The organism is Chryseobacterium sp. WX (genome assembly GCF_029542485.1).
In the GTDB taxonomy this organism is placed as follows: domain Bacteria; phylum Bacteroidota; class Bacteroidia; order Flavobacteriales; family Weeksellaceae; genus Chryseobacterium; species Chryseobacterium cucumeris.
The window spans coordinates 4,564,968-4,590,114 of the sequence record NZ_CP120710.1; the positions used below are offsets into that span (position 1 = coordinate 4,564,968).

The window sequence follows — 25,147 nt, forward strand, 5'->3', positions numbered from 1 at the left end:
TATAAAAAAGTTTTGCCAGAATACTGTATTCTGACAAAACTTATATTTTCTAATGTAAAATTAAAGATTACCTCTTCTTTCCTGCTCTCTTTCTAATGCTTCGAACAATGCCTTGAAGTTTCCGGCACCAAAACTCTGTGCGCCGTGTCTTTCAATAATTTCGAAGAATAGAGTAGGACGGTCTTCTACAGGCTTCGTAAAGATCTGTAATAAGTATCCTTCTTCATCATGATCAATAAGTATACCTAACTCCTGAAGTTTTTTAAGATCTTCATCAATATGACCAACTCTTTCAGGAACCATGTCGTAATAAGCTTCCGGTGGAGCAGAAAGGAACTCTACACCACGTTTCTTCAATTCAGTTACGGTGTGGATAATATCCTTTGTTGCCACAGCGATGTGCTGAACTCCTTCACCTTCATAGAAATCAAGATATTCTTCTACCTGAGATTTCTTTTTACCTTCTGCAGGCTCGTTGATCGGGAATTTAGCATATCCGTTTCCGTTTGACATTACTTTAGACATCAATGCAGAATATTCTGTGTTGATCTGCTTGTCATCAAAAGAAAGGATGTTTACAAATCCCATTACTTTTTCATACCATTCTACAGTTGGGATCATTCTGTTCCAGTCAACATTTCCCACACAGTGGTCTACGTATAATAAACCTGCTTCGTCAGGCTTATAATCACTTTCCCACTTTTCATAACCAGGCATGAAAGCTCCGTTATAATTTTTTCTTTCCACAAACATGTGAACGGTTTCTCCGTATGTATAGATACCGGACATTCTTACCTCACCATGCTCATCAGTTAACGTTACAGGCTCTAAATAAGGTTTTCCACCTCTTTTAGTTGTTTCTTCGAAAGCTGCATAAGCGTCATCTACCCAAAGTGCCAAAATTTTTACTCCGTCACCATGTTTTTTTACGTGCTCGCTGATAGGAGAGTCAGATTTAAGTCCTGTTGTTAATACCAATCTGATTTTTCCCTGTTGAAGCACATAAGATGCACGGTCTCTTACTCCTGTTTCAGGACCCGCATAAGCTACAGACTGAAAACCGAAAGCGGTTTTGTAATAATGGGCAGCCTGTTTTGCATTTCCTACATAAAACTCAATATAATCTGTACCGTTAATCGGTAAGAAATTTTCTGCTTGAGCTATTTTCTCGGCAAATGTAAGTGTTGACATATTTTCTCTTTTACTTTTATTTTATTGGTATGCAAATTACAAAATTCTTAGATATGGCGAAAATATTCCCAAGGATTCATTGAATATATTTAACATAACGTTAAAGAAGAGTTTACTTAAGTATATTTAAGTTTCATAAGTCTAAAATCATCTGCCTACATTTGTTATACAAAAGACAAGTGAAAAAAAAATATTTCGAAACATGAAAGCCGTAGATACTCTCTACGGCTTTCTTATTTTAGGTTGTTTCAATTTTTCTGTTGAGCATTCCTGCATCAGGATTATAATTGTCCCAGATCTTCCAGGTATTATTTATTTTTTTGATAAAATAAATTTGTGTACTCAGTTGATTGACAAAATGTTCTTCTCCCGTTTCTCCTACTTTAAACAGAAGATTCCAGAATTCCTGTGATTCCAGAATTTTTTTGTCAGGTTCATCAGTAACCACATGGATATCAAATACTTCGTAGTTGGATCTGTTATTTTTTGTTACCAGGTGGAAATCCCTGTCACATAGTTCTTTACTGAATTGTGAAGCCCTTTCTAAAAAAGGAGAATCTTCAAATACCAGACCTTTTAAAAGTTCGGTATTGTGAACGGGGAATAGCTTATAAAACTCAAAAGCCGATGCACAATAATCATAAACCATTTGGGTTAGATAGGACTGGTCATCAATTTCTTTGTCGTCAACTTTCTTATATCTTATCGTAAGGATGTAATCATTAAGATCTTTGTATCCTAAGAAGATGCAGATTTTATCAAGTGTTTTAAGAAATCTGAGGTCACTATGGGTTTTATCCTGATAATCATTTTCAAAAAAACGCTGAAGAGTAACATGAGAAATGGTATTTCCGATTTCAAATTTTTTTCCTCCTTTCAGTTCTTCAGCTTCAGAAAGCTCGTCTTTAATAATTTCGGAAAGAATAATATAATGGCTTCTTTTCCATTCATTCACATTCCCCAAAACAGAATTCCTCACCTTGGAATGTTTTACCACTTCGTCTCGTATCGAATTATATATAGTTTTCAATTTCCTTGTTTTTGAATGAATTTTATCAAATATACTGCCAAAAAATTAATATTTTCATATGATTCTATGATGTTAAATTCAAAATTTGTTTTAATTTTTATAGCAAAAATAGTTTTGAAAACTTTATGGTTTGATTATCAGTGTTTAAATCTTTCAAAAGCAGCTCTTTCCAGCATTTCTCTGTCATCCGGATGGGCAATGCTGATAAGTTCCTGTGCTCTCTGTCGAAGGTTTTTTCCGTACAGATAAGCTGTTCCGTATTCAGTTACAACATAGTGAATATGTCCTCTAGTAGTAACTACACCAGCGCCTTGCTTAAGAAAGGGAACGATTCTGGAAACTCCTTTTTTTGTTCTTGCGGTAATGGCTATGATAGGTTTTCCCTCATCACTTAAAGCTGCACCGCGCATAAAATCCATTTGACCTCCAATTCCGCTGTACTGGAGTGTTCCGATAGAATCGGCACAAACCTGGCCTGTAAGGTCTATTTCAATGGCAGAATTGATGGCTACCATCTTTTTGTTTCTCATGATATTGATAGGAAAATTAACCTCGCTTACATCCCTGAAAGCAAAAACAGTGTTATCATCCACATAATCATAGAGTTTCCGGGTTCCGAAACAGAAACTTGTGATGGTTTTATTATCGTTGTAACCCTTGTATTTATTGTTGATTACATCATTTTGAATCAGGTCAATAACACCGTCGCTTAACATTTCTGTGTGAATTCCAAGGTCTTTATGATTGGTAAGGCATTTTAACACGGCATCAGGAATGGTTCCAATTCCCATCTGAAGGGTCGATCTGTCTTCAATAAGCTCTGCTACATTTTTTCCTACGAGCATTTCTTCATGACCTACTTTGGAACCATAATCTACTGTTGGGAGTTCCTCTTCATGCCAAACCAGCTTGTGGATTCTGCTGATGTGGATCATTCCGTCCCCGTGGGTTCTTGGCATTCTTGGGTTAACGATGGCCACAATGATTTTTGCCGTATCTACAGCGGCTCTCGCAATATCCACTGAAGTTCCCAACGTACAAAAACCATGTTGGTCTGGTGGAGAAACGGTGACAATTGCCACATCCAGTGGCAGGATGTTTTTTCTGAATAAAATAGGAATTTCACTTAAGAAAACGGGAACAAAGTCTCCGCGGTCAGAATTCACAGCATCACGCACAGGTGTGGAAACAAATAAGGAGTTAATGAAAAAGCTGTCTTTGTATTGTGGTTTTGCGATTTCCACATTTCCCTGCTGGGTAATGGAAACCATCTCCACATTTTGCAAACGATTAGACTGTCTTGCCAGTTCATCAATAAGATAATTGGGAGTACAGGCACTACCGTGAAAAAAGACACGGTTACCGCTTTTTATCGTATATATTGCTTCTTCTGCGCTGATGTAATTATTCATATTTTGTCTTTTTAAAAAGGTGTTAAGATAATTTTATAATTCAAAAAAATACCGCTCTTCTTTCAAAGATAATCTTTATAATTTTATATTCATATAAATATTTTGAGGATATTGAACAGACTTTTATCATATCAATAAACCACCTTTGATTTAAAATAGAAAGGACTGAATGTGTTGGCATTCAGTCCTTTTGTTTTATCTGTTATTTTGATAAAAATCTTAATTAGCAGTTTCTACTGCAGTTTTCTGTTTCATACTTCCGGTTTCTGCAAATCGTAAATGCCATCTGAAAGATTCTTCCAATAAATGAGGGGTATGACCTCCTCTTTCACAAGCTCTGTCGAAGTAAGACTGTAGTTCTTCTTTATAATCCGGGTGAACACAATTATCGATGATTTTCTGAGCTCTTTCTCTTGGCGCTAATCCTCTTAAGTCAGCCAAACCAACATCTGTTACCAGAATATCTACATCATGTTCTGTATGGTCGGTATGAGAAACCATTGGAAGGACGTGAGAAATATTGTTGTCTTTTGAAGCAGCTTGAGTTACGAAAATACTTAAATAAGCATTTCTCGCGAAGTCTCCGGAACCTCCGATTCCGTTCATGATTTTGGTTCCTCCGATATGAGTGGAGTTTACATTTCCATAAATATCGAATTCAATAGCTGTATTGATAGCTATTACTCCTAACCTTCTGATCAATCCCGGTGTATTGGAAATATTCTGAGGTCTTAGAACGAATTTATCTTTATATTTTGAAAGGTTTCCTAATACTCTTTCATAGCATTCCTGAGAAACGGTAATGGATGATGCTGAAGCAAAACTTAGCTTACCGGAATCGATCAGATCAAATGTACTGTCCTGAAGCACTTCGGAAAACATCGTCAGATCATAAAAATTACTGTCTTTGAACCCTGTCAGAACAGCGTTGGCTACTTTACCGATACCTGCCTGAAGAGGAAGCAAGCGGTCTGTAAGGCGTCCTAGAAGAACCTCATTTTCAAAAAAGGCAAGAAGATGTTTGGCAATAGCTGTAGTTTTTTCGTCCGGTTCTGCAATATCAGCCGGACTGTCTTTACGGTTGGTAAATACGATAGCCTCAATTTTTTCAGGATCTACAGGAATGCTTTTTCTCCCGATTTTGTTCCATGGCGCAACAATCGGAATAACATTTCTGTAAGGATAATCTTCGGCCTGGTAGATATCATGGATTCCATAAACTTCTTCAGGAACTTCCGTATTGATTTCAATAATAACCTTTTTAGCCAAAGCCGCAAAAGTCACAGAATTTCCTACAGAAGTAGTAGGAACGATGCTTCCGTCTCTTTCAATATAAGCAGCTTCGATAATAGCTACATCAATGCTTTGGAGATTTTTGGTGTGAAGAAGCTCGGCACTTTCACTTAAATGCTGGTCGATAAAGAGAATTTCACCGTTGTTAATTTTGTTTCTTAAGATAGGGTCTACCTGGAATGGCATTCTTTTTTTCAGAACATTGGCTTCCGCCAGTTTTCCATCGGTACCGTGCCCCAGTGAAGCTCCGGTCATCAAAGTGACCTTAAGGTCTTCTGTTTTTCCTCTTTCAGCCAATGCCGGTAAAATGGCTTTGCTGTCACCTGCCTTTGTAAAGCCGCTGGACCCGATGGTCATACCGTCTTTAATGATTTTTACAGCGTTTTCGGCTGTGGTTACCTTTTGGTGTAAACTTTCTAATCTGATTCTTTCTAACATGTAATATTGATTTTGTTTTAAACCACCATTACTTAGGATGCGATATGAAAAATAATGATGGTCAATATGTTAACCATACCTCACAAATTTACAAAAAAAGACGCTTTAAATAAAGGATTTAAAGCGTCTTTTGTATGTATTCAGTAATACTTTTTGATAATTTTTAATGATTTATTCTAACCATGAAGTTTTATAAGAAGGATCTTCTACTTTTAAAGCTTCCTCTGTAATTTTTAACGGACGGAAAGGGTCTACCATTACGGCATATTCTTCCGTGAATTTTTTGCCGATACTTCTTTCCATAGCACCAGGGTGAGGTCCGTGTACAATTCCGCCAGGGTGAAGGGTAAAGTCCATTAAATCAATGTGGTTACGGCTCATGAAATCACCTTCTGTGTAGAATAAAACCTCATCAGAATCAATATTAGAGTGGTTGTACGGAGCAGGAATAGCCTGTGGATGATAATCATACATTCTTGCACAGAATGAGCACACTACGAAATTGTGTCCTTCAAAATTCTGGTGAACCGGTGGCGGTTGGTGAATTCTTCCCGTAATAGGTTCGAAGTTTTTAATATTGAATTTATAAGGATAAAAATAGCCATCCCAGCCCACGACATCGAACGGGTGAGTAGCGTAGATGAAGTCGGTAATCTGGTTTTCTTTTTTTACTTTAATAAGGAATTCTCCTTTTTCGTCTATGGGTTCTCTGTAAGTAGGAGCAATGATATCTCTTTCGCAGAATGGCGAATGTTCCAAAAGCTGTCCGAATTCATTTCTGTATCTTTTCGGAGTATAAATAGGAGAGTGGCTTTCCAGTACAAAAAAGACTGTATCATCAGATTTCAGTTCTACCTGATAAATGGTTCCTCTCGGAATAATAAGATAATCTCCGGTTTCGAATTCAAGATCTCCCACAAATGTTTTTAAGATTCCGGCTCCGTTATGAACATACAAAAGCTCATCACATTCTGCATTTTTGTAGAAATAATCCATCGATTTTCTTGGCTTTGCCAATCCCATTTTCAGGTCATTGTTCATCAAAAGGATCTTTCGGCTGTCCATAAAATCATCTTCAGGAGTGACGTTCATTCCTTTAAACATTCTTGGAGCCACATTTTTTTCCACAGCGATTTTTGGAGTAACATCTTTCGGCTCACCGATAGATTTGATTTGTGTAGGGCGGTGGATATGATATAACAGAGAAGAAATACCATGGAAGCCTTCGGTACCGAAAAGCTGTTCATAGTAAAATTTATCTTCCGGAGACTTAAAGATCGTATGCCTTTTTTGTGGGATATTTCCCAATTGATGATATCTCATTTTACTTTCATATGTAGTTTCTCAAATTTAATCATTTTTCATGAATTGGCTCAACCTATATTTTCTGGATTAAGTTTTGTATTTGAAAAATAATTGTTAGATTTGTCTAACAATTTTAATTTCATGAAGCGAATATTATTTTCTATTACTTTTTTATCTACCTATTGCTTTGCGCAGGAGACGGACAGTTTGAGCTTGCAGCAGACTAAAAGTCAGGATTCTGCCAGGGGTATGAAGAGGGAATTTAAGACCAGTACCATTGAAGATGTAGTGGTTACCGGTACCATAAAACCGATGAGCAGGTCCAAAAGTCCTGTTGCCGTAGAGATCTACAGTCAGAAATTTTTTCAGAAAAATCCTACTCCCAGTATTTTTGAGGCCATTGCCATGGTTAATGGAGTAAAACCTCAGCTGAACTGTTCTGTGTGCAATACGGGAGATATTCACATCAACGGACTGGAAGGGCCTTATACCATGATTCTGATTGACGGAATGCCGATTGTAAGTTCACTTTCCACCGTCTATGGATTAAGTGGAATTCCTAATAGTTTGGTTGACCGAATTGAAGTAGTAAAAGGCCCTGCATCTTCCATCTACGGTTCTGAAGCCATGGGAGGGGTTATCAATATTATCACCAAAAATGCACTGACCGCTCCTAAATTAAGTATTGACCTGATGACATCGAGCTGGTTTGAAAATAATCTGGATCTTTCTACTAAATTCAACGTAGGGAAGAATGCTGCTTCATTATTAAGTTTAAATTATTTCAGTTTTCAGGAAAGAATAGATCAGAATAAAGATAATTTCACGGATACCACTTTACAAAGTAGAATTTCCGTATTTAACAAGTGGAATTTTAAGAGAAAAGAAAACAGACAGGCAAGTTTTGCTTTGAGGTATCTGTATGAAGACCGCTTTGGGGGAGAAATGCAATGGAATAAATCTTTCCGTGGTAGTGACGAAGTATATGGAGAAAGTATCTATACCAACAGAGCAGAGGTTTTCGGATTGTACGAATGGCCGATGAAAGAGCATATCGTGACACAGTTTTCTTATAATTATCATGATCAGAATTCGTTTTATGGATTAAACCCATTCAATGCAACACAAAAGGTAGCCTTTGTGCAAACGTATTGGGACAGGAGCTTCGGGAAACATGATATCACGGCCGGACTTACCTTCAAAAGAACTTTTTACGATGATAATACTCCGGGAACACTCGATGCAGATGGAATCACCAATGCACCGATGAAATCTCCTATCTGGGGAGCTTTCATTCAGGATCAGTGGGAAATCAACGATAAAAATACTTTGCTGATTGGATACAGATATGATTATGATAAAGTACATCACTCCGTTCACTCACCGAGGTTTGCATGGAAATTTAATCCCAATCCATATCATACTTTACGTTTCAATTTTGGAACAGGTTTTAGAGTGGTTAATTTATTTACAGAAGATCACGCAGCTTTGACAGGTTCAAGGGAAGTTGTGGTAAAATCTGACCTGAAACCGGAAAGATCTATTAATGGAAACCTGAATTATATCTGGAAAATTCCCGTAGCAAACAGAATGGTGAATCTTGATGCATCTGCATTTTACACTTATTTCAGTAATAAAATTGTAGGAGATTTTGATTCTGATCCGGATAAAATTATTTATGACAATCTCCACGGATACGGAATTTCAAGAGGTGCTTCCCTGAATGTGGATTTTAGTTTTCAGTTTCCTTTGAGTGTCAATCTTGGTGTTACTTATCTGGATGTCTATCAGAAATTTGATAATGAAACTCAAAAAACACAGCAGCTGCATGCCCCAAAATGGAGTGGAACTTATAACCTGACGTATAAATTTGCGAATAACCTGACCGTCGATTTTACAGGACAGTTCTACGGTCCAATGCGATTACCTGTCTTAGTAAATGATTTCCGCCCTGAATATTCACCCTTTTATTCTCTGGCCAATATCCAGGTGTCCAAGAGTTTCAAATCCGGATTTGAAGTGTATTGCGGGATGAAAAATTTATTCAATTTCAGACCTAAAGATCCTTTGATGAGACCATTTGACCCGTTTGATAAATATGTTGATGATCCTATAAACAACCCTAATCATTATACTTTTGATACGGCATACGGTTATGCCCCGATGCAGGGAATCAGAGGTTTCTTAGGAGTAAAATATACTTTAAAGTGAAAAAAATAGCTTTATTTTTAATGTTAGTGCCCTGTTTTTATCTGTCTCAGATGAAGACAGGCACTTTTTCTGATCTTGAGGTTCAGCAGAAAGAAAATCCTAAACCGGTTGTGATCCATCTTTATACAGATTGGTGTGCGGTGTGTAAGATTGAGTCTTTCCGTATGAATAAAGATAAGGAGCTGGTGAGTATGATCAATGATCACTTTTATTTTATCAACTTTGAGTCAGAGAAGACAAAGGAGAAAATTCATTTTCAGAATCAGGAGTTTGAATATCTGCAGAATGGAAATTCAGGAATTCATGAGTTGGCGCTGGCTTTGTCTAAGAATAAAAATCAGCCTGTTTATCCTTTGTGGATATTCCTGGATAAGCATCAGAATCTGGTGTATTATCAGGAAGGACAGATGACGCCTGAAAAAATGAAGCAGAAGCTGTTGGAGATTTCTGCTTTGTGAGGTGTAAGATTAAATATAGACAATTATACACAATTCCACATTAATCCTGCTATCTTATTATTAGGACACTCTCATTCTGAATGTAACGCAGTGAAATGAAGAATCTAAGCTTTACATGAGATTCTTCCTTCGTCAGAATGACAATCGTGTAAAATCTTATACAGTCGTTTTAATTTAGATCGCTGCATCAATCAAAACCGCCAGCTGAATGCAAGGTTCATCAGAACGGTTGCTCCATGCATGATTTGTTCCTCTCTGGATAACGATGTCGCCAGGTTTCAAAAGCGTTTCTCCTTCCTCCATGATGAGGTAAAGTTCGCCGGAAAGAATAATGATATAATCCAGTGTTGGCGTTTGATGCATCATCGGATGAGGTTCGTTCTTTTTCCATTCTACACCTAAATCTTTATCAGGAGGAACTACTACATATCGGAAGTAAGTACCATTTTTAGGAGTTTGTGGAAATCCGGTATTGGGAATTTGGGTTTCAAAATCCAGGCTGGCCGGCGTTGTCTGGGTATTCCATACATCTGAAATGATGAGCCCCGGGAAGTGTTCCACAGCGTTTTCTACTTGTTGATCTTCAGTAATAACGGATTTTCCGTCTTTTATTCCTGTTACGATTCGTCTTGGTATTTTATTCATAGATTAATGTTTCATAATAAGTTTATGACCTTGAGTCTGATTATTTTTTAGAATAGAATGTGCCTGTAGAACGGTATCCAAAGAAAGATTTCCAACGGTTCTGTATTGTGGAGGGAGAATCGTTCCGTTTTCAATAAGTGTTTTGATGGTAAGCAAGCTGTTTTTATAATACTCGTATTTTTTTACCATTCCATACATATAATTGGAGATATTCATAATCATAGTTCCTTTGTTGAAAAGGGTTTCATGAGCATCTCTAGTGACCAAGGCTGTCACATCCACATACGTTCCGTTGATTTTTAAAACTTCTGCGGTGATTTCAGACATATAGTTTCCCACCAGATCAATTCCATATTCGAAAGGTTGATCATTATTGGCTTTTAGAATATTACCGATTAGATTTTCTTCTTTATAGTTGATGATCTGATGATTTTTCAATCCCAGATTGAGAAGAATCTGTCTGTTTTCCTCGCTGCCAACCGTGGCTGTGATCTGTTGGATATTATGTGCTAATAAAATTTTAATCAGAAATGAACCGACTCCTCCTGTTGCTCCTGTTACTAAAACTGTATTTTCGGGGTTTAATTTCAAACGGTTAAAAATCTGTAAAGAAGTAAGACCTGCCGAAGGAATGGCAGCCGCCTGTTCAAATGAAATATTTTTTGGTTTAAAGGAAACAATGGCTTCAGGAACGACAATATATTCAGCATAAGTGCCGTTGCTTCCCATGGAACCGCTGCCACAATAGACTTCATCTCCAATATTGAATTCTGTAACATCAGAACGTTTATCCACTACAATTCCGGATAGTTCTCTTCCTAATATCGGAGAACTGATCAGTTTTCGTTCCAGTTCATTTTCCAGCATCTGATAATCGATGGGATTGAAACCACTTGCTTTAATATGGATTAAAACTTCATTGCTTTTAGGTTTTGGCTGTTCTGCCAGTCCGTTTTCAAGTGCTCCGTTCTTATTTAAAATAACTGCTTTCATTATTGTTAATTTGATACACAAATGTAAAGCGGGAATAGTTTATATTTGCTACTAGTTAACCAATGGTAACTAGTTACCTTCATGAAACTATTATGGCAAAAATCATTGAAAACGGTATCGAAAGAGAAGCAAGCTGTACCGAAGAATTGTTCGCGATGCGGGACAGTCTGGATGTTTTAGGAGGGAAATGGAAACTGATGATTTTACGGTATCTGACGAACAGACCTAATCAGATGATCCATTTTAAAAAGCTGGAACGCAGTATAGAAGGTATCTCTGCGAAAATGTTGAGTAAAGAATTAAAAGAACTTGAAACGAATCTCCTGATCACAAGAACTATTCAGGATACAAAGCCGATTACGGTAACTTATGCGGTGACCGAATATGGAAAATCTGTATTTCCGGTGACAGAAACATTGGTGAATTGGGGGATCATTCATCGGGAAAAGATCAAAGAATCAATGAATTCTTCGGAACAATAGATAAAAAAATCCTCAGACCGGATTAAGGTTGAGGATTTTTCATACTATCAAAAAGTATCTTTTTGTTAATTTTTATTTAACCACGACTGTACAAGCTCAGCGTGATCTTTCACCCATTCTTTGGCGGTGGCTTCTTTGTTTTTACTCTGTTCCATTTTCATTAAAAGATCGGACATGTTTTCATCATCAAAATGGAGTTTTGAAAAGAATTTGGCCAGCTCAGGATGATCTTTTGCAAAGCTTTTTCTGGAGTAAGTTTTAATCTGTTCTGCTTCACCATATATCTTTTGAGGATCATCAAGAAATTTAAGCTTCATTTTTCCAAACATCCAGTGGGGCTGCCATCCGGTTACCACAATCCATTCTTTACGTTGGATAGCGTTCTGTAATTCGGTGATCATGGCAATAGTAGAAGAGTTAATCTGATGATAATCCAGTTTATAGTCAATAATTGCTTTATCCGTTCCGGTGGTTAATCCGGCTCCTTTTTCAATTCCAATGATTCTTTGATTGAACTGGTTTTTATTGTGATTGAGCTCTTCAATGGAGTTAACAGGAACGTATTCAGGTACAACTAATCCTATACGACCGTTGTCATAATTGGTTCCAAGATGAGTCAGCCCAGGAAATTTAGCAAGCTTTTTCGCATGAGTGTAAGGAAGCCAGACTCCCATGAAAAGGTCTGTATCTTCATTATTCATCGAAGCCAGAATCATATCTGTAGAAGCTTTTTGAATAATCACATGATAACCTTGCTGGTCAAGAATAGCTTTAGCAACGTGCGTCATTGCAACATCTTCCGCCCAGCCGTCTACCATTCCTATGGTAATATATTTAGAATTTTTTATGTTTTCACACGAACTTAATGCTGTAAATAGTAACATTAAAAGGGGCAAAAACAGATATTTAAGTTGTTTCATCTTATTGCTTTTTCTTTACAAATCCCTGAGTAATACGGTCGAGGATAATGGCCAATATCACTACGGATAAACCACTTTCAAATCCTAATCCGATATCCAGATTATTAATTCCTTCCAGTACTTTCTCCCCTAAACCGCCTGCAGCAATCATTCCTGCAATAACGACCATGGATAATGATAACAATATGGTTTGATTAATCCCTGTTAAAATCGTTTTCATCGCTAAAGGAAGCTCTACTTTGAACAGAATCTGACGGTTGGTGGCACCAAAAGCTCTGGCAGCCTCCACAATATCTTTCGGAACGGCTTCAATTCCCAGTGTCGTTAATCGAACTGCTGGCGGCATGGCAAAAATAATCGTTGCAAAAGCACCCGGTACTTTACCGATACTGAAAAACAGTACAGCCGGGATCAGATAGACAAATGCGGGCATAGTCTGCATCAGATCCAGTAAAGGACGAATGATTTTGTCAGCTATTTTGCTTTTCGCTGCTAAAATTCCAAGCGGAATAGAAAGAATAAGGGCGGTAATGGTGGAGACAAAGATCAGAGCCATCGTTTCCATGGTTTCTTTCCATAATCCCATTAAAAATATTAAACTTAATCCGGCAGCCGTTACTACAGCAATGCCTTTTCCGGCTTTCCATAGTGCCAGCAGGGTAAAAAAGAGAATGATTACATAAAAAGGAGTGTTTGTTAAAACCCATTCAATCCCCATAATAGAGGAATTTCCCAGATGCTTTATGACATCAAATACAGGTTTTCCGTTTTCTGTGAGCCAATTGATTGCAGTTTCTACATATTGACCTATATCTATAGTTTTATTCATCTTATTGGTTGTTTGCGATTTCTTTTAATTCGATAATCTCTTCTTCGTTAAATTTGGTCGCTTCTATGACCAGTGATAACTGAGTGACAAGACCTAAAAATTTATTGTCTTCATCAATAACAGCAATGGACGATTTATTTTCAGAGATCAGTGGTAACATCTCTTCAACAGTCACTTCAGGATAAACTGAAGGAACATTGCTGTTGATAATAGATTCTACCGTAGGTTCTTTCTTTCTGGCAATGCGGACCACATCATTAAGGGTTACAAAACCCAGAAATTTATTTTGAAAATCTACCACCGGCAAGTTTTCTAATCCCGTGGCTCTCATTTTTCTTAAAGCTCCCTCAGGACCGTCTTTTCTGAAACGTACAACTGTCGCTTTGTCAAACATTAAAGATCTTGCGGTAATAATGGTTTTACGGTCTACTTTCTCTACGAATGCTTTCACATAGTCGCTTGCCGGATTGGTTAAAATGTCTTCAGCAGTTCCTATCTGTTCTATGACACCATCTTTCATGATGACAATGCGGTCTCCGATTTTAATGGCTTCGTCCAGATCATGAGTAATAAAGACTATGGTTTTTTGCAACGTATTCTGCAGTTCAAGCAGCTGATCCTGCATTTCAGATTTTATCAATGGGTCCAGTGCGGAAAAGGCTTCATCCATAAGCAGAACTTCAGGGTCGTTTGCCAGTGCTCTTGCCAATCCTACTCTCTGCTGCATTCCTCCGGAAAGTTGGGAAGGATATTGGTTTTCAAAGCCGGTTAATCCGACGATGTCCAATGCTTTCTGTGCTTTTTTATCGCGTGAAGCTTTGTCTTCTCCTCTTATTTCCAGCCCGAAACCAGCATTGTCGAGAATTGTATGATGGGGAAGTAATCCAAATTTCTGAAATACCATACTCATTTCCGTTCTTCTTACTTGTAAAAGTTCCTTGTTGTTTTTACTGGTAATATCATCGTCATTGATGAATACTTTTCCTGAAGTGGGTTCATTCAGTCTGTTAAGGCAACGCAGTAAAGTTGATTTTCCACTTCCCGAAAGTCCCATGATCACAAAGAATTCTCCTTCATAAATTTCAAAACTGGCTTTGTTGATTCCTATGGTGCAGCCTGTTTTTTCAAGAATTTCCTTTTTGGAAAAACCTTTATCCAGAAGTTCCTGTGCTTTTTCTTTGTTTTTACCAAAGATGATGGTCAGGTCTTCCACTTTAAGTTTTACTTTTCTAGTGTTTTCATTTTTTTCCATATTCAGAATTTTTCAATTAATAATTTGATATAAAAAATTGTACACCAATTCATTACATACATTTAGCTTTTGTTGTTCTGCTGTTGATCATAGGATAAAATAATTTGCTAAGCCTTTAGTGATAAAAGCTTTAAACAAAAAAATAACAGCATAAAGACCTGCTGGCCTTATGTTTATTTTAAATATTTCAATAGATTATACTCTAGAAAAAGAGTGTATTATGTAAAAAGAAACTGATCTTTTTACATAGATTCTACAATTAAATTACTGATGAGGTAATTACAGATATGTGTACTGAACAACTTGAATGGCTACATTTCATCAAAATGCTTGCCAGCATCAAAAAACTGTATATCAATTTTTTATGACGGTGCAAATTTACGAATTTTATATTAAATGGATTTTTACGTATGTAAGTTTTTGATTTTCAATACTATTTAAAAGAGGTGATTCATGACGAATTTTCTCTTATCATTAAAGTTAAAAGATAAGTAAGGTAATTATTTTAAAAGTTAAGCTGTAAGATTATTTCAATAAAACAGCAATAATGGCAAGGATAGCTGGTAAAGCCTGAACGAAAAATATTTTTTTAGTGGCAGAAATGGCTCCATAGATTCCGGCTACAGCTACACATCCTAAAAAGAATAATGCCACATTGGTCTGCCATTGCGGATCTTTAATCAGGAATGACCAGATCAGTCCGGCAGCCAGAAAACCATTGTAAAGTCCCTGGTTGGCAGCAAGTCCTTTCGTTGGTTTAAACATTTCCGCAGGGAGAGCTGCTTTAAAAACTTCCTTTCCTTTGGTTTCCCATGCGAACATTTCCATCCAAAGAATATAAAGGTGTTCCAGTGCAACGACAGCGATCAGAATTTTAGCAACGATTTCCATGATTCAATATTTTTCTCATTGTAAAACTAAAAAAATAAAGTTAAGTTTGAGTATTAAATCTTACAATGGATTCATTCAAATCACATTTAAACAAATTTATTACGGTAACTGACGAAGAATATACTTCTATTGTATCATTTTTTGAGGTAATGGATGTTAAAAAGAAGCAAAATCTGGTGCTGGAAGGTGAAGTATGCCGGACCATGTATTTTGTAGTGAAAGGATGTCTGAGAAAGTTTTTTATCAATGAAAAAGGAGTAGAGCAGACGACGGAATTTGCCATTGAAAACTGGTGGATTACAGATACATTTTCTTACGAAAGGCAGATACAAACTAACTTTTCTATACAGGCGGTAGAACCTTCTTCCGTTTTGGTGATTGATCTGGAGCGCCAGGAAGAATTATTACAAAAGCATCCTATTATGGAAAGGTATTTCCGCATGATCTATCAGCGGGCATATGCTGCTGCGGAACGCAGAATCCGTTATTTATATGAGATGTCCAGAGAAGAACTTTATATGCATTTCAGTACATTGTATCCGTGGTTTATTCAAAGGATTCCTCAATATCTGATTGCCTCATTTTTGAATCTTACTCCGGAATATCTGAGTGAAATCAGAGCAAAATTACGATCTTAAACCAGTTTAAGTTTTTTACGGATCATAAGCCGGAAATTTGTCATGTGATTAAAAGCAAATGCAATGACAGATCAAAAAAATCAGTTTCCGCAACTTTTTTTAAGACTGGCTCTTGCCGTTACGATGCTTTCTGCGGTGGCAGACAGGTTCGGATGGTGGAGTAAAGAAAATTCATCATGGGGAAACATGGAGCGTTTTAAAGAATATACAAGACAGCTTACCTTTTTTCTTACGGAAGCTTTAAGTACGGTTTCAGCGTATGCCGCAACCTTTTTAGAAATTCTTTTTCCTTTGATGCTGATTTTTGGATTTAAAACAAGAATTGCGGCCTACGGAAGCAGTATCCTGCTGTTAATTTTTGCGATATCCATGACCATCGCATCGGGACCAAAAGCTCCACTGAACTATTCCGTATGGGTGGGAAGTGCAGCTGCGCTTTTACTGGCGGTACAGCAGCATTATTCTTTAAGTATAGATCAATTAACCAAAAAAATATAATATTATGAGCGCAAGATTAAATATTGCAACAGTAGATTCAGCAGCCTATAAAGCTATGCTGGGATTGGAAGGGTATTTACAAACGATTTCTTTAACACACATTCAGAAGGAACTGATTAAGATCAGGGCTTCACAGATCAATAAATGTGCTTTCTGTCTTGATATGCATACCAAAGATGCCATCAAATACGGAGAAAATCCTCAAAGAATTTTTATTCTGAACGGATGGACAGAAGCAAAAGAATTTTTCACTGAAGAAGAGCAGGTGCTGTTGGCTATGACGGAAGAAATTACACTGATCAGCGATAAAGGTTTAACTGAAGAAACGTATCAGAAAGCAAAGTCTTTCTTTGATGAAAACCAGATCGCTCAGATTATTATGGCGATTATTACCATCAATGCCTGGAACAGAATTGCAGTAAGTACTCATCTTCCGATTGCAAAATAGGGAAGTCAGGAAGATGGAGGATAAAAGTTGATGAAGACTGTATTATCTATGGATATTTATTTTATTAAAAAAAACGGCCTTTCAAATTTTTGAAAGGCCGTTTTGATGCAAGATGCAAAGTGACAGTGTAACAGGGTTCGGGTATTAATTCTAAAAATAAATTTTTTGGTTCATTTTATTTTTTAAACCGGAATTACATTGTCTCTCCGTTTCTCGGATTATATTTCTAATAATTAAATTAATAAATAGCTACAGGATTTACATTCACCTGAGTAGAACCTACATACAAAGGCTGTCCCAGCACGAATAAAAATTCCCAGACTTTTTGTTTTACCAAAGGACGGCTGTCTATCAGTTCCAGGTTATAAATTCCTTTTTTAGCCAGCATAAACTGGTTGATGGGAAATTCTTCCTTACTTTTTGGGTTAGGATAGACTTCAGAAGCCCAGGTGTCGCCACCAAAAGCTACGATTCCCTGATCGGCAAGCCATTTTGCGGCATCCATACCGATTCCGGGTTCTGTTTCCAGGAATTGCTGATTATTTTTACCGATCAATTCAAGCCATCCGGTATTAAAAAGAACGATATCACCTTTTCGTAGAATAAGTCCCTGTTTCTTCAAAACAGATTTAATATCTTCTACTGTAAATTCTGTTCCTCCGGGTACGATTGATTTTCCATAATGAGCAGTCATATCAAGCACTACACCTCGGGTAACGAAAGGGGGTACTTTTTCAACACCCAATCTTTTTACGCCTTCGACGGTTACGAAATCTGTTGCCTTGTTTCCGTTATAGTAAGTATTGTCAATACCAATGTGTCCGATACCGTTCAGCTGTGTTCCCACTCCGGTCCATCCGTTGACCAGTTCGTCATTGAAGGTGAATTTATTAGGACCTATGCTTTTTCCGCCCTGTTCTCCGGGCTGAATATTGTATAAATTGAAACTTCTGTGTCTGAAAGCAGGAAGGTTTTTATCAATAGGAACCGCAAGCGCTAATGTTTTGCCCTGTTTTACTAATCCTAGTGCCTGTTTTACAACTTCCGGCGTTAATAGATTGGCTGCTCCTATTTCATCTTTCTCACCATAAGCCGACGGATACCATGATTTATCCTCCGGGTTGACAAGTGTCTGTGCCTTTAAATTAATGTTGTTGATAGTCAATAGCGTGGCTAACCCGAACATTTTGATCAGATTATTTTTCATTTTTAAAAAGATTTGGGGGGTTAAAAGAGGGAAGCAGAAAGCTGGGAGAGGGAAGTTCTATTAGTGTATTGATAATTAGGTGGTTTCTATGCACTTTTCTGCATGTAACAAAGAGATTCCTCCTTCGTCGGAATGACAGTTGAAGTTCAATCGTAAACCAATCTATTGGTTATCCGACATCAATAACTTCCATCTTCCAGCCTCCTTCTTCCAGCTTTATATTATATTTCGCTCAAAGCAGAATTGATAAAGTTCAATTCTTCCTGTGAAAGGTCAATAGATATTGCTTTTGCGTTTTCGATGGCCTGCTGGGCATTTCTTGCTCCTGCCAATACGACTGTGATTGCTGGCTGAAGCGTTGTCCATCTTAATACCAGTTGCGAAAGGCTGGCTCCTTTTTCCTGTGCAATAGGTTCTATTTTTTCTAAGAAAATTTTCACTTTATTCAGATCAAACTGAGAGAAATATCCGTTTCTATGGTCGTTATCTTTTAATTGGTTTTCTTTGAAATATTTACCTGTTAAAAGACCTCTTTCCATTGGGCTGTACACAATAATTCCTGTATTATTTTCTAAAGAATAAGGGACAAGATCGTTTTCAATAGCACGGTTCAGCATGCTGTAAGAAACCTGGTTGCTGGCAAGTAGTAAAGTTCTCTTGGCTTCTTCCATTTGAGCTACACTGTAGTTGCTTACTCCTGCAGTACGGATTTTTCCTTGCTGGATTAATAACTCCATCGCTTCCATAGTTTCAGAGATAGGCGTTGTGCTATCCGGCCAGTGAAGCTGTAAAAGATCAATATAGTCTGTTCCCAATCTTTTTAAGCTCTCTTCAACTTCTTTGATGATGTTTTCTTTTGAAGCCAGCTTATAAACCGGAAGAGTTTTTCCTTCGTCTTCTGCATCAAAGAAAAATTCTCCTTTTCCGTTGTTGCTTCCGTCCCATACCAATCCGAATTTTGTTAAAAGCTGAATTTTTGAACGGTCTTTTCCTTTGATAGCTTCACCGATCATTTCTTCACTCAGTCCGAAACCGTAGAATGGTGCGGTATCAATAGAAGTTACTCCGTGATCCAATGAAGCATGAATAGAATTGATGGAATCCTGTTTTTCATTACCGCCCCACATGTTTCCACCGATGGCAAAAGCTCCGTGTGTGATTGCTGATAATTCTAAATCGGTGTTTCCTAATTTTCTGTATTCCATTTTTGTTTGTTTAAAAATTGTTTTGTTATACCACCCCGTCAAAAATTCTTTGAATTTTCGCCATCCCTCCGGAGGAGGGGAATTCTCGCCGTTTCAATGGTGACCCTTTTAAGAACTTAAGTGTCTGAAACTTTTATGACTTTTGTGGTTAAAAATTGTCTGTTATTTTTTTAGTTCTTTTACGATAGCTTCTCCAACGCTTTTTGCAGACTGTGGATTCTGTCCTGTGATTACTCTCTGATCTGTTACCACATGATTTTGCCAAAGCCCTGATTTTTCAAATTTTGCTCCTCTTTCTTTCAGTTTATCTTCCAGTAAGAATGGAACAACGTTCGTTAATTTTACTTCAGATTCCTCTTCATTGGTAAAAGCATTGATTTTCTTACCATCTACAAGATATTTCCCATTATTAAGCTTGATATTCACCAAACCTGCGGGACCATGACATACTCCGGCTACAATACCTCCATTTTCATAAATTTTGGAAGCAATATCTGCCAGTTCCTTATTGTCTGCAAAATCCCACATTGCTCCGTGTCCACCTGCATAAAAGATTGTTGAGTATTCTTTCGGATTCACTTGTGACGGCGTCATAGAATGGTCAATCTTATTTTTATATTCCTTGTTCTCCCAGAATTCTTTGTTGACAGGATCTTTTAAATCGAAGCCGTCTACCGGAGGTGTTCCGCCTTTCGGGCTTACAAAGTCGATTTCATATCCTGCTTTGTGAAGAACTTCCCAAGGGTGAGAAACTTCACCCAGGTAATATCCTGTATCTTCACCGGTACTGCCTTTTTTATCATGGCTGGTAACGACGAATAAAATTTTCTTTTTCATATTCTTTGATTTTTTGGTTTGTGCTTGTATGAATCCTATCGTAAAGATCGCAAGCATTAAAAACGCTAATTTTTTCATTGTTAAATAAGATTGGTGATATAAATCTGTGGTTTTTCCTGAAGTTTCTCCTCGACCAAAGCTCCGAAGGCCTGAATGTAAGGCTGTTGGTTGTGTTGTGCCAACCCTTCCTCGCTTTTCCAGATTTCGTAGAAAACAAATTCATTTTTGTTTTCAATTCCCTGATGAAGGTTGTAAAGTTCACATGCTTCTTCTTTTCTTGTTTCTTTTACCATATTCTGAAGAACTTCCAGTACTTCTGCCTGATGTTCTGCTTTGGATTTTATAATGGCTGTAAGATGAATTTTCATATTAAATAAAATTTTCAATTGAATTATAAATAGGTTTCCAATCCAGTTCTGCTTTGGCTTTATCTGAACTGCATCTGCTGTTGGATGCAAAACCGAAATAACCTCCTGCAGGACCAAATTTGTCAACCGCATCCTGTATGCTTAATGATTTAGCTGATTGTAAGTTATATTTTTTACTGATATTTTCTGCAATGTTTTTCAGAGAAGATGAACCGTTTTCTGCATAATAGATAGAGCCTCCTTTTGCTTTTTCCAATGCGAGTACATACAGATCTGCGAGATCTTCAATATGTAAATTGGACCAGATGTTTTCACCTTCACCAAAATAAACACCATGCCCTTTCTCCTTAGAAAAGTTGATAAGAGCCGGAACCTGAATGCTGTCTTTTTTTATTCCAAGGCCTTCTCCGTAAACCATGGTAGGAACAATAACAATACTTCGTATGCCTTTGCTGGCAGATTGCAGGACGTAATTGTTGATCAATACTCTAGATGCCATTTCCAGTCTTGGCTGCAAAGGGAAATCTTCTGTGAAGATAAAGTCACTTTTTTTACCATTCTCCTTTCCTCCAAAAATGGCAGAGCCTGAAGTGAATATAAAGGTTTTCTGACTTCCTTCCAGAGCTTTGATAAAGTTATCTGCTGCATACGCATCATCTGCTGAATCTGCATTATGAATAACTGCATCTGCATCGGAAACTGCTGTTCTGATAAGATCTTCATCATGAATATTTCCCACAATGGTTTTGATTCCTAATGATTCCAGTTCCTGTACGTGGGTTTCATTACGAACCAGTCCTGTCACTTCATAATTCCTGTCGAGGAGTTTTTTTGCGATAGTTCCCCCTATATAGCCGGTAATACCTGTGATCAGTATTTTTTTCATGATACCAGTTCTGATCTTAATTCTTTTTCAAAAACATTTCTCACATGTTCTCTGTAAAGCTTCATATCGCGTTCTATATTGGCGTTTTTCTCCACATCGTGGAAGTGGAAGCTTTCCATTTTTTCCAGTGAAACAAAGGCATTCATTCTGTGGAATCCAAATAATGGTCCTTCATCCACACTTTTTTCACTGAAAAATTCTCCGGGAAGAGTGAAAGCAGTTGCGGGAGCGTTCCAGCTGGTAGTCAACATATATTTTCTTCCTCCTAGCATTCCTCCTGTACCATAGTTGATTTCCGGATTTTCAGCATTTCTTCCGTCGCTCATATAAATTCCTTTAGCGTGACCTGCTGTGAACACTTCGTCAATATATTTTTTCAATCCGTTAGGCAATTGGAACCACCAGATTGGAGTGTGATAAATAATGTAGTCTGCCCAGACAAATTTCTCCACTTCTTCATTTTTGTCGTAATTTTCACTTACATTGGTTATCTTTACTTCTACATTATCAAATTCTTTAAGAACGGCTAGTGTATTGTCTGCGATAGTCTGATTATATTTTCCCCCGGAATGTCCGAAATTCTGTCCTCCGTTGATGATTAGTACTTTTTTCATTTTTTTATGATTGTTTGAATTTTACTCTGCAAAGTTAGATCAGATGATTGTATAATAAAAATAATATAAATTATAGGAAAGTATTATTTAAATTATAGTTTGAGAGATTTAAGGTTATATATGTGAATGGTCAATGCTCAATACGCTTCGCTTGTGAATTTTTTACACGTTTTGGGGTACGTGGTCCGGGTACGAGATCTGAGGTTTGTTGATCGTGACTGGTGAAGAATCAATCCGCTTCGCTTGTGAATTTTTTACGCGTTTTGGATACGTGGTTCGGGATTGAGTGCAGCTGATTTGTTTGTATATACAGGTATTTCTAATCAGCAGTTAATCATTCACTATTGACTTTGCGAAGCAAAAATTGACGATTGACAATTTCCCCTTTCATGGTAAAATATCATATCATCTCTGAACCGGAATTATTTTCTGACAGGTAAATTTGTCTAACAAATTGAATGACAATGATACAGATAGCTGTTTTTAGTGATGTGCATGGAAATCTTCCTGCATTGGAAGTTGTGTTGAAGGATATAGAGCAAAGAGGAATCAGTCAGAGATTCTGCTTGGGAGATCTGGTTGATTTTGCACCCTGGGGCAATGAAGTGATAGAAAAAATAAGAAGTCTGAACATTCCCTGCCTGATGGGAAATCATGACGAAAGAATTGCCTTTGATATTCCTGTAGTTCCTTTGTCTAAGCATTCAGAAGAAGAAACCACTGCCAGATTCGTTGCGATAGATCATTCAAAAAAGCATATTACAGAATCCAACAAAAAATTTCTTTCCGAACTCCCTTTTCATTTAAAACTAAATTATAAAAAAGGTAAAAAACACTGGAATATAAAGTTAGTGCATTCCAGTCTTGAAAGTAATGATACCTATTTATACGAATCTGAGAGTGATGAGGTTTTCACATCAATGCTGAAGAACGCGGACGCTGATCTCATAGTGATGGGGCACACCCATTTATCATTTAAAAAACAGTTTGAAAATAATACCTGGGCTGTCAATTGTGGTTCCGTGGGGCGTTCTAAAGAAGAAAACAGATTGGCTTCTTACCTTATTCTTACATTAGATGAAGAAAAAATTACTCCTGAAATTATTCAGCTGTCTTATCCGATTGATGAAACTGCCAACCAGATAAGGGAAAGTGGGATTCCCGATTATTATGCGTCATTCCTGGAAAATGAAAACGTATCAATATTATAATTATTTTGTAATTTTGTATTATAATATTAATAATTAAGTCATGGTTAATTTAGAATGGTATCGTACTTTTAAGGCAATCTATAAAACCGGGACATTGACAGGTGCTGCCGATGCTCTGTTTATATCACAGCCGGGAGTGAGCCTTCACTTAAGCTCATTGGAAGCTTATGTTGGATACAAACTATTCGACAGAACGGGTCGAAAAATGATTCCGACAGAAAGAGGAAAAGTATTGTTTAATGCAGTTGCCGAACCTATTACCAAACTCGAAGATGTAGAGAAAAATTTCCAAAAATCTACAGAGAAGCATACTCCAACCATCAGTGTCGGGATGTGCTTTGAGACTTTTCAGACCACTTTGGAGCAATATGTTTCTTCATTGCCTTTTAATCTGATTATCAGTTTCGGAGAATACCCCGAAATGCTGGACCAACTGGATAAGGGAATTCTCGATCTGATCATCACTCCCAAAAAAGGATCTTCACCCAATATCGAACATGAAGCATTCTCTTCCGAGCAGATCATTCTGGTTGGAGGGAAGGATGTGGATAAAACAGCTTTCAATAAAGTATTGAAAACAAAAGATGCCGAACAGATAGAGGAGTGGCTGAAAAACGAAAAATGGTACGGAACCACTGGTGATATGGAACATCTTTTCCAGTACTGGATATTGAATTTTGGTCATAAACCGAATTTTCGTCCTAATTATATCGTTCCCAACATGAACTCAATCATCCGTTGCCTCAAAGGAGGAACTGGGTTAGCCGTTGTTCCTGACTTTCTATGCAGAAATGATATTGCAAGCGGTAATATTCAGCTGATCTGGGAAGGAAAGAAAAAGTTTGAAAATACCCTGTATTTCGGTTGTCGTAAGAAAACCAATTATCAAACCGAAATAGAACATATCAAAGGCTTATTCCGCAAGGTGATGGCTTAATAAAACCATATCTTTCATCTGTAAACCGTTTTCATAAATAGGAGCCGGATAGTTTTCAATAAAAAAATTTTTCAGGATTCCACTTTTAATAAAACCGTTTTTCTCATAAAATCTGATCTGTTGGACACCGGTATCCGATGTTCCAACAGTCAGTGTTTTATAATGATTTTCTTTCGCAATTTCTTTTGCTTTATTCATCAGAATACTTCCGATGCCTTTGCTTCGGTAGCTTTCAATGACGGCAACATTTTTAATTTCCAGTTCAGTATTGCTTTTTCTGCACAATGCCATTACCGCAATGCTTTCAGTACCATCATGCAAAAGATAGATGTTAGAATTGAAAATATATCGATTGATTGCTTCTTTGGTTTCATCAGCCAACAACAGGAGATGATAAGGAATCTCCGAATCAGAATGCAATAGATTGAAAGTGAAATTTTCCATTTACAGACTCATATGAATAAGTGGATAATCCTTTCCTGAACCATCTTTCTCAGATCTTCCGGTCTTTTTGAATCCCATTTTTTCATAAAACCCAATGGCTTCGGGATTTTGTTCGTTGACATCTACTTTCGTCAGTCCGGTTTTCTCTTTCATAAACTGATAAAGTTTTTTACCGTACCCTTTTCCACGCGTGTCATTATGGATGAAAAGCATTTCCAGATTACCGTCTGCTACAGAGGCAAACCCTTTAGATTCATTATCTTCAGTAATTAAATACACTTCCAGATGAGGAAGGTAGTCTCTTGGAATGGCTTCCTTGAAATAATTGAAATCCTCTTCAGCAAGAAAATCGTGAGTTGCTTTTACTGCTGATTCCCATATTTCCATAATTGCCGGATAATCCTCTGCTGTAGCCAATCTGATATGTTGTGACATGATTTCTAAATTTTAGACAAAAATAGGTAAAATGCAGGTGAGATGCTAGATGAAGGGTGGATTTTGAGG

27 protein-coding genes are annotated in these 25,147 nt (G+C 37.2%); 8 read left to right on the forward strand and 19 right to left on the reverse strand.

All coding sequences use genetic code 11. The features are described from left to right. Positions 1 to 60: 60 nt before the first annotated feature. The 5 genes from hppD to PZ898_RS21005 all read right to left on the reverse strand — a co-directional run bounded on the left by hppD (position 61) and on the right by PZ898_RS21005 (position 6,687). Entirely contained in the window at positions 61 to 1,191 is a 1,131-nt protein-coding gene (gene hppD, locus PZ898_RS20985) for a 4-hydroxyphenylpyruvate dioxygenase (RefSeq protein WP_277694162.1), read from the reverse strand. 238 nt (positions 1,192 to 1,429) lie between these two features. After that, the gene (locus tag PZ898_RS20990) at positions 1,430 to 2,221 is read right to left on the reverse strand and encodes a hypothetical protein (protein WP_062675377.1); all 792 of its coding nucleotides are present in this window, start codon (positions 2,219 to 2,221) and stop codon (positions 1,430 to 1,432) included. A 137-nt stretch (positions 2,222 to 2,358) separates the two neighbouring features. Then, the gene (locus tag PZ898_RS20995) at positions 2,359 to 3,633 is read right to left on the reverse strand and encodes an acetyl-CoA hydrolase/transferase C-terminal domain-containing protein (protein ID WP_277694163.1); all 1,275 of its coding nucleotides are present in this window, start codon (positions 3,631 to 3,633) and stop codon (positions 2,359 to 2,361) included. A 219-nt stretch (positions 3,634 to 3,852) separates the two neighbouring features. Next, complete coding sequence (locus tag PZ898_RS21000) at positions 3,853 to 5,364, reverse strand: succinate CoA transferase (protein WP_277694164.1); 1,512 nt, start codon at positions 5,362 to 5,364, stop codon at positions 3,853 to 3,855. Between the two features lie 171 nt (positions 5,365 to 5,535). Beyond that, entirely contained in the window at positions 5,536 to 6,687 is a 1,152-nt protein-coding gene (locus PZ898_RS21005) for a homogentisate 1,2-dioxygenase (protein ID WP_062675375.1), read from the reverse strand. A gap of 123 nt (positions 6,688 to 6,810) precedes the next feature. Between PZ898_RS21005 and PZ898_RS21010 the strand changes: the two genes are divergently transcribed. After that, positions 6,811 to 8,880: a TonB-dependent receptor gene (locus PZ898_RS21010; RefSeq protein ID WP_277694165.1), complete on the forward strand. Its 2,070-nt coding sequence runs from the start codon at positions 6,811 to 6,813 to the stop codon at positions 8,878 to 8,880. A 50-nt stretch (positions 8,881 to 8,930) separates the two neighbouring features. Then, positions 8,931 to 9,338, forward strand: a complete 408-nt coding sequence (locus PZ898_RS21015) for a thioredoxin fold domain-containing protein (protein ID WP_228432386.1) — start codon at positions 8,931 to 8,933, stop codon at positions 9,336 to 9,338. A 174-nt stretch (positions 9,339 to 9,512) separates the two neighbouring features. Here the strand turns inward: PZ898_RS21015 and PZ898_RS21020 are convergent, their stop codons facing one another. Then, complete coding sequence (locus PZ898_RS21020) at positions 9,513 to 9,983, reverse strand: cupin domain-containing protein (RefSeq protein WP_123278845.1); 471 nt, start codon at positions 9,981 to 9,983, stop codon at positions 9,513 to 9,515. A gap of 3 nt (positions 9,984 to 9,986) precedes the next feature. After that, entirely contained in the window at positions 9,987 to 10,976 is a 990-nt protein-coding gene (locus PZ898_RS21025) for an NADP-dependent oxidoreductase (protein WP_277694166.1), read from the reverse strand. A 92-nt stretch (positions 10,977 to 11,068) separates the two neighbouring features. Between PZ898_RS21025 and PZ898_RS21030 the strand changes: the two genes are divergently transcribed. After that, the gene (locus PZ898_RS21030; RefSeq protein WP_062675653.1) at positions 11,069 to 11,458 is read left to right on the forward strand and encodes a helix-turn-helix domain-containing protein; all 390 of its coding nucleotides are present in this window, start codon (positions 11,069 to 11,071) and stop codon (positions 11,456 to 11,458) included. 65 nt (positions 11,459 to 11,523) lie between these two features. Here the strand turns inward: PZ898_RS21030 and PZ898_RS21035 are convergent, their stop codons facing one another. The 4 genes from PZ898_RS21035 to PZ898_RS21050 all read right to left on the reverse strand — a co-directional run bounded on the left by PZ898_RS21035 (position 11,524) and on the right by PZ898_RS21050 (position 15,350). Continuing rightward, a complete protein-coding gene (locus PZ898_RS21035) occupies positions 11,524 to 12,378 on the reverse strand; it encodes a glycine betaine ABC transporter substrate-binding protein (protein ID WP_216445209.1) in 855 nt (284 codons plus the stop codon). 1 nt (position 12,379) lies between these two features. Next, positions 12,380 to 13,207, reverse strand: a complete 828-nt coding sequence (locus PZ898_RS21040; protein WP_062675369.1) for a proline/glycine betaine ABC transporter permease — start codon at positions 13,205 to 13,207, stop codon at positions 12,380 to 12,382. Between the two features lies 1 nt (position 13,208). Then, the gene (locus PZ898_RS21045) at positions 13,209 to 14,459 is read right to left on the reverse strand and encodes a glycine betaine/L-proline ABC transporter ATP-binding protein (RefSeq protein ID WP_062675368.1); all 1,251 of its coding nucleotides are present in this window, start codon (positions 14,457 to 14,459) and stop codon (positions 13,209 to 13,211) included. A gap of 525 nt (positions 14,460 to 14,984) precedes the next feature. Next, positions 14,985 to 15,350 (reverse strand): DUF1304 domain-containing protein, encoded by a 366-nt coding sequence (locus PZ898_RS21050; protein WP_047429381.1) that lies wholly within the window; start codon positions 15,348 to 15,350, stop codon positions 14,985 to 14,987. A 65-nt stretch (positions 15,351 to 15,415) separates the two neighbouring features. On the opposite strand from PZ898_RS21050, the gene PZ898_RS21055 reads away from it, so the two are divergent. The 3 genes from PZ898_RS21055 (at position 15,416) to PZ898_RS21065 (ending at position 16,934) form a co-directional block, all read left to right on the forward strand. After that, entirely contained in the window at positions 15,416 to 15,988 is a 573-nt protein-coding gene (locus PZ898_RS21055) for a Crp/Fnr family transcriptional regulator (RefSeq protein ID WP_062675366.1), read from the forward strand. Between the two features lie 63 nt (positions 15,989 to 16,051). Continuing rightward, positions 16,052 to 16,486, forward strand: a complete 435-nt coding sequence (locus PZ898_RS21060; RefSeq protein ID WP_277694167.1) for a DoxX family protein — start codon at positions 16,052 to 16,054, stop codon at positions 16,484 to 16,486. A 4-nt stretch (positions 16,487 to 16,490) separates the two neighbouring features. Then, on the forward strand, positions 16,491 to 16,934 hold the full coding sequence (locus tag PZ898_RS21065; RefSeq protein WP_120233542.1) for a carboxymuconolactone decarboxylase family protein: 444 nt from the start codon (positions 16,491 to 16,493) through the stop codon (positions 16,932 to 16,934). Positions 16,935 to 17,172: 238 nt separating this feature from the next. Here the strand turns inward: PZ898_RS21065 and PZ898_RS21070 are convergent, their stop codons facing one another. The 6 genes from PZ898_RS21070 to PZ898_RS21095 form a co-directional block, all read right to left on the reverse strand. Next, positions 17,173 to 18,141, reverse strand: coding sequence for a cyclase family protein (locus PZ898_RS21070; protein WP_123278839.1), 969 nt, complete (start codon positions 18,139 to 18,141; stop codon positions 17,173 to 17,175). 221 nt (positions 18,142 to 18,362) lie between these two features. Further along, complete coding sequence (locus PZ898_RS21075) at positions 18,363 to 19,346, reverse strand: aldo/keto reductase (RefSeq protein ID WP_123278838.1); 984 nt, start codon at positions 19,344 to 19,346, stop codon at positions 18,363 to 18,365. Between the two features lie 162 nt (positions 19,347 to 19,508). Continuing rightward, positions 19,509 to 20,183, reverse strand: a complete 675-nt coding sequence (locus PZ898_RS21080) for a type 1 glutamine amidotransferase domain-containing protein (RefSeq protein ID WP_123278993.1) — start codon at positions 20,181 to 20,183, stop codon at positions 19,509 to 19,511. An 80-nt stretch (positions 20,184 to 20,263) separates the two neighbouring features. Next, positions 20,264 to 20,551, reverse strand: coding sequence for a putative quinol monooxygenase (locus tag PZ898_RS21085; RefSeq protein WP_062675651.1), 288 nt, complete (start codon positions 20,549 to 20,551; stop codon positions 20,264 to 20,266). 1 nt (position 20,552) lies between these two features. Next, positions 20,553 to 21,437: an NAD-dependent epimerase/dehydratase family protein gene (locus PZ898_RS21090; protein ID WP_277694168.1), complete on the reverse strand. Its 885-nt coding sequence runs from the start codon at positions 21,435 to 21,437 to the stop codon at positions 20,553 to 20,555. Then, positions 21,434 to 22,051 carry an NAD(P)H-dependent oxidoreductase gene (locus PZ898_RS21095; RefSeq protein ID WP_277694169.1) on the reverse strand — a complete coding sequence of 206 codons (618 nt, stop codon included), beginning with the start codon at positions 22,049 to 22,051 and terminating at the stop codon, positions 21,434 to 21,436. The genes PZ898_RS21090 and PZ898_RS21095 overlap by 4 nt, the downstream gene beginning before the upstream one ends. 464 nt (positions 22,052 to 22,515) lie before the next feature. On the opposite strand from PZ898_RS21095, the gene PZ898_RS21100 reads away from it, so the two are divergent. After that, positions 22,516 to 23,262: a metallophosphoesterase gene (locus tag PZ898_RS21100; RefSeq protein WP_277694170.1), complete on the forward strand. Its 747-nt coding sequence runs from the start codon at positions 22,516 to 22,518 to the stop codon at positions 23,260 to 23,262. Between the two features lie 40 nt (positions 23,263 to 23,302). Further along, positions 23,303 to 24,199 (forward strand): LysR family transcriptional regulator, encoded by an 897-nt coding sequence (locus PZ898_RS21105; RefSeq protein ID WP_062675359.1) that lies wholly within the window; start codon positions 23,303 to 23,305, stop codon positions 24,197 to 24,199. On the opposite strand, the gene PZ898_RS21110 is transcribed toward PZ898_RS21105, so the two are convergent. Both PZ898_RS21110 and PZ898_RS21115 read right to left on the reverse strand, forming a co-directional pair. Continuing rightward, the gene (locus PZ898_RS21110; RefSeq protein ID WP_277694171.1) at positions 24,176 to 24,643 is read right to left on the reverse strand and encodes a GNAT family N-acetyltransferase; all 468 of its coding nucleotides are present in this window, start codon (positions 24,641 to 24,643) and stop codon (positions 24,176 to 24,178) included. The genes PZ898_RS21105 and PZ898_RS21110 overlap by 24 nt on opposite strands. After that, positions 24,644 to 25,078: a GNAT family N-acetyltransferase gene (locus PZ898_RS21115; protein ID WP_277694172.1), complete on the reverse strand. Its 435-nt coding sequence runs from the start codon at positions 25,076 to 25,078 to the stop codon at positions 24,644 to 24,646. Positions 25,079 to 25,147 lie beyond the last annotated feature (69 nt).